The sequence below is a fragment of the Monashia sp. HAY1-5C genome, from assembly GCF_056755255.1.
On sequence record NZ_JBPGXG010000213.1, the window covers coordinates 1 to 4,916 of the forward strand.

The following is a 4,916-nucleotide window of genomic DNA, read 5'->3' on the forward strand; positions in this document are numbered from 1 at the left end:
CCCGAGGAGCCGACGCCGGGAGGCGTCCTACTGGACGTACTTCGTCCCGGGAGCGGTCCTGTTCACCGCCGTCATCGGGATCCCCTTCTTCTACAACATCTACCTGTCGCTGACCCGCTGGACCGGCGTGGGCAAGCCACGCTTCGCCGGGTTCCACCAGTACGCACGGCTTTTCGCCGACGACGTGTTCTGGACGTCGTTCCGCAACTCGCTGGCGATGATCGTCGCGATGGTCGTGCTGCCGACCGTCATCGGCCTCGTGCTGGCGGCCGTGCTGTTCGACTACCTCGGCCGACGTTTCGGAGCCGGCGTCGTGTCGGTCCTGCGCGCGACCTTCTACCTGCCCCAGATCCTGCCCGTCGTCGTGGCCGGCATCGTGTGGGGCTGGGTGCTGCGACCGGACGGCGCCGTCAACGGCCTCCTCGAGGCGGTCGGGTTCGGCTCGCTGGCCCAGGACTGGCTCGGCGAGCCTGCATCGGCCCTGCCGGCCGTCATGCTCGTGCTCGTCTGGGTGCAGATCGGCTACCCGGTCGTCATCTTCATGGCGGCGCTCGGCCGGGTCGACCCCGAGCTCTACGAGGCGGCCGAGCTGGACGGCGCCGGGTGGTGGGACCGGCTCCGGGCCATCACCATCCCGCAGATCCGCCCCGAGACCTACGTCGTCACGCTGACCTGCACGATCGCCGCACTCAAGGTCTTCGCGCCGATCTTCGCCCTGACCCGCGGGGGACCGGAGAACAGCACCACGGTGCCCTCCTACTTCGCCTACACCACGTTCTTCAAGAAGCTCGACGTCGGCTACGGGGCCGCCATCGCCACGGTGCTCACCCTCATCATCGTGGCCGTCGCGGCGGTCTTCATGGCCCTGCAGGCCCGCGCCGAGCGAAGGGATGGGCGATGAGCGCCATCGTGACCGACACGACCACCAACCCCAGGGCCCCCGGGACCGCCGGCCCCGCAGCCGGCGGGCTCCCGGCAGCGGCACCGCCGACCACCAGCCGGCTGCGCCGAGGCCCGGGCCGCTGGCTCGTCCTCGCCCTCGTCACCGTGTGCGCGCTCGCCGTCATCGCGCCGTTCCTGCTCATGCTGCTCAACGCGTTCAAGTCGCCGTCGGACTACAGCACCAACGGTCCGCTGAGCCTGCCGACCGAGATCTACACGAAGGGCCTGACGACGTACTGGGAGCAGGTGGACTACCCGCAGAAGCTGCTCAACTCGGTCGTCATCTCCGGCACCGTCGCGGTGGCGGCGACGGTCGTGTCGCTCCTCAACGCGTTCGCGCTCGGCATCGGCCGGGTGAGGGGACGGCTGTGGATCGTCGGGCTCTTCCTGCTCGCCAACATGCTGCCGCAGGAGGCCCTGGTCTACCCGCTCTACTTCTTCGCCAAGCAGGTCGGCCTCTACAACACCCAGCTGTCGGTGATCATCATCTTCACCGTCATCCAGAGCGCCTTCGGCACCTACCTGCTCGCCTCGGTCCTCGGCACCTTCCCGCGGTCGGTGCTCGAGGCCGCGGCCCTCGACGGCGCGAGCCGGTGGCAGACCCTCTGGCGCGTCGTCTTCCCCATCACGCGCCCGACGCTCACGGTGCTCGTCATCTTCTTCTTCATCTGGACGTGGAACGAGTTCTTCATCCCCCTGGTCATGCTCATCTCCAACTCGACCCAGACCGTTCCCGTCGCGCTGGCGACGCTGCAGGGCGACCGCATCATGGACGCCCCCACGACGAACGCCGGCGCTCTCATCTCCCTCATCCCCTGCGTCATCTTCTTCCTCGTCTTCCAGCGCACCCTGACGCGCGGCGTCATGGCGGGCGCCGAGAAGTGAGCCCGCACGCGAGCCGAGAAGCGGCGCACCCCGTCCGACGAAAGCGAGCACGGACCTCCCATGAAGTTCACTGACGGCTACTGGCAGTCCCGACCCGGCGTCACGCTGCTGCGGCCGGCGGAGGTCCGCGACCTCGTCGTCGGACCCGACGGCCGGACGCTCACGGCCTACGCCCCCACGGCGCGGATCCACGCCCGCGGCGACACGCTCAACCGGCCCTTGCTCACGGTCGAGTTCAGCTCACCCATGCCCGACGTCATCCGGGTCCGGCTGGCGCGGCACCTGGGGGCGGGCCCGCTGCACCCGCAGTTCGCGGTCGACGGCGTCGACGAGGCGCCGGTGTCCGTGACCGTCGACGACGAGGGCGGGACCCTGACGGCGGGTGGCCTCAGCGTGCACGTCGCGAAGGGACCCGGGTACGCGGTGAGCTTCCTCGCCGACGGACGCCGCCTCACCGGGTCGATGCCGCGCGGCACCGGCGTCGCCCTCTTCGAGGACGACGACGTCTTCGCCGTCGACCAGCTGGCCCTCGGCGTCGGCGACCTCGTCTACGGGCTCGGCGAGCGTTTCGGGCCGCTCGTCAAGAACGGGCAGACCGTCGACATCTGGAACGCCGACGGCGGCACGAGCAGCGAGCAGGCCTACAAGAACGTGCCGTTCTACCTGACGAACGCCGGCTACGGCGTCTTCGTGCGGCATCCGGAGGAGGTGTCCTTCGAGGTCGCGTCCGAGGCGGTGTCGGCCACGCAGTTCTCGGTCGCCGGGGAGCAGCTCGAGTACTACGTCATCCACGGGCCCTCGCCCAAGGAGATCCTCGCGAGGTACACGGCCCTCACCGGTCGCGCGCCCCAGGTGCCGGCGTGGTCCTACGGCCTCTGGCTGTCGACGTCGTTCACAACCAGCTACGACGAGGCCACGGTGATGTCCTTCGTCGACGGCATGGCCGAGCGGGGGCTGCCTCTCTCGGTGTTCCACTTCGACTGCTTCTGGATGCGGGAGTTCCACTGGTGCGACTTCGTCTGGGACCCGGCCACGTTCCCTGACCCCGCCGGGATGCTGCGGCGGCTCAAGGCCAAGGGCCTGCGGGTGTGCCTCTGGATCAACCCGTACATCGCTCAGCGGTCGCACCTGTTCGACGAGGGTATGGAGAAGGGCTACCTCGTGCGCCGACCCGACGGCAGCGTGTGGCAGTGGGACAAGTGGCAGGCCGGGATGGGCCTCGTCGACCTGACCAACCCGGCCGCCGTGGACTGGTTCACCGGTGAGCTGCACAAGCTGCTCGACCTGGGCGTCGACGCGTTCAAGACGGACTTCGGCGAGCGGATCCCGACCGACGTCGTCTGGCACGACGGCTCGGACCCGGAGCGGATGCACAACTACTACACGCACGTGTACAACCGGGTCGTCTTCGACCTGCTCCGGCGCACCAAGGGTGAGGGAGAGGCGGTGCTCTTCGCGCGCTCCGCGACGGCGGGTGGTCAGCAGTTCCCCGTCCACTGGGGCGGCGACTGCGACTCGACCTTCCCGTCGATGGCCGAGTCGCTGCGGGGTGGGCTGTCGCTGGCCTACTCGGGGTTCGGCTACTGGTCCCACGACATCGGCGGCTTCGAGGGCACCCCCGACCCTGCGGTCTTCAAGCGGTGGCTCGCCTTCGGGCTGCTCTCGAGCCACAGCCGCCTGCACGGGTCGGACTCCTACCGGGTGCCCTGGGCCTTCGACGAGGAGGCCGTCGAGGTGACGCGTCGGTTCACCCGGCTCAAGCTCGCCCTCATGCCCTACCTCGCGAGGGTTGCCCGCGAGGTGACGAGCGAGGGGGTGGGCATCATGCGCCCGCTGCTCCTCGAGTTCCCGGACGACCCGGCCGTGGCACACCTCGACCGCCAGTACACCCTCGGCGACTCGCTGCTCGTCGCCCCGGTCCTCACGCACGAGGGGGTCGTCGACTACTACGTGCCCGCGGGGCGCTGGACGGGCCTGCTCGACGGACGCACCGTCGTCGGTCCCGCCTGGGTGCGCGAGCAGCACGGGTTCGACTCGGTACCCCTGCTCGTCCGCCCCGACACGGTGCTCCCGCTCGGCGCCTGCACCGACACACCGGAGTATGCGTGGGCTGACGGCGTCACGCTGGCCCTCGTCGAGCTCGCGGACGGCCTGCGGGAGGTGACCGTCCCCGGCCGTGCCGGCGAGGCCGACACCGTCTTCGCCGTGGAGCGCAGGGGTGAGGCGGTCACGGTGCGGCGTCTCTCCGGCCCGGAGCTCCCGGGTGGCTTCCGGGTCCTGGCCGTCGGCGCGGGCGGCTCGTCCGCCGTGCTCGCGGGCCGGGTGGTCCCGGCGCCGGACGACCGGCCGTATGCCGTCGACGGCGTCCTGGCCGAGGCCACGGGCGACGTCGTCGAGCTGAGGCTCGACGTCGAGGTGGTGTCATGACGCTGGTGGGCCACCCCCGCTCCGCGGCGACCGTTCTCGCCCGGCGGTTCCCGCCCGGGTTCCGGTGGGGTGCCGCGACGGCGGCCTACCAGATCGAAGGAGGCGTGCACGAGGACGGGCGCGGTGCCTCGATCTGGGACACCTTCAGCCACACGCCGGGGCGCACCCTGGGCGGTGACACCGGCGACGTGGCCGACGACCACTTCCACCGCTGGCGCGACGACGTCGAGCTCATGGCGGCCCTCGGCCTGGGCACCTACCGCTTCTCGGTCGCGTGGCCGCGGATCCAGCCGACCGGACGCGGCCCCGCGAACGAGAAGGGGCTCGACTTCTACTCCCGGCTCGTGGATGCCCTGCTGGACAAGGGGATCCAACCGATCCCGACGCTCTACCACTGGGACCTGCCGCAGACCCTCGAGGATGCCGGCGGGTGGCCGGAGCGCGACACCGCCTACCGCTTCGCCGAGTACGCCGGCCTCGTCGCCGAACGCCTGGGCGACCGGGTCCCGCTCTGGCTGACGCTCAACGAGCCGTGGTGCTCGGCCTACCTCGGCTATGCCGCCGGTGTGCACGCACCCGGGCGCACCGAACCGGCGGCGGCGCTCGCCGCCGTGCACCACCTCAACCTCGCCCACGGGCTGGGCGGGCGCTGTCTCTTATAC

At 70.6% G+C, this 4,916-nt stretch carries 4 protein-coding genes; all 4 read left to right on the plus strand.

The genetic code is table 11. The features are described 5' to 3' along the window. Window positions 1–901, plus strand: a 901-nt coding sequence (locus ACR9ZK_RS20735) for a carbohydrate ABC transporter permease (RefSeq protein WP_481343857.1), incomplete at its 5' end; no start/stop codon positions are given. Then, entirely contained in the window at window positions 898–1,827 is a 930-nt protein-coding gene (locus ACR9ZK_RS20740) for a carbohydrate ABC transporter permease (protein WP_481343858.1), read from the plus strand. The genes ACR9ZK_RS20735 and ACR9ZK_RS20740, both read left to right, overlap by 4 nt. 60 nt (window positions 1,828–1,887) lie before the next feature. Then, window positions 1,888–4,254, plus strand: coding sequence for an alpha-xylosidase (yicI, locus tag ACR9ZK_RS20745; protein ID WP_481343859.1), 2,367 nt, complete (start codon window positions 1,888–1,890; stop codon window positions 4,252–4,254). After that, a partial coding sequence (locus tag ACR9ZK_RS20750; RefSeq protein ID WP_481343860.1) for a glycoside hydrolase family 1 protein occupies window positions 4,251–4,916 on the plus strand: 666 nt, incomplete at its 3' end. The genes yicI and ACR9ZK_RS20750, both read left to right, overlap by 4 nt.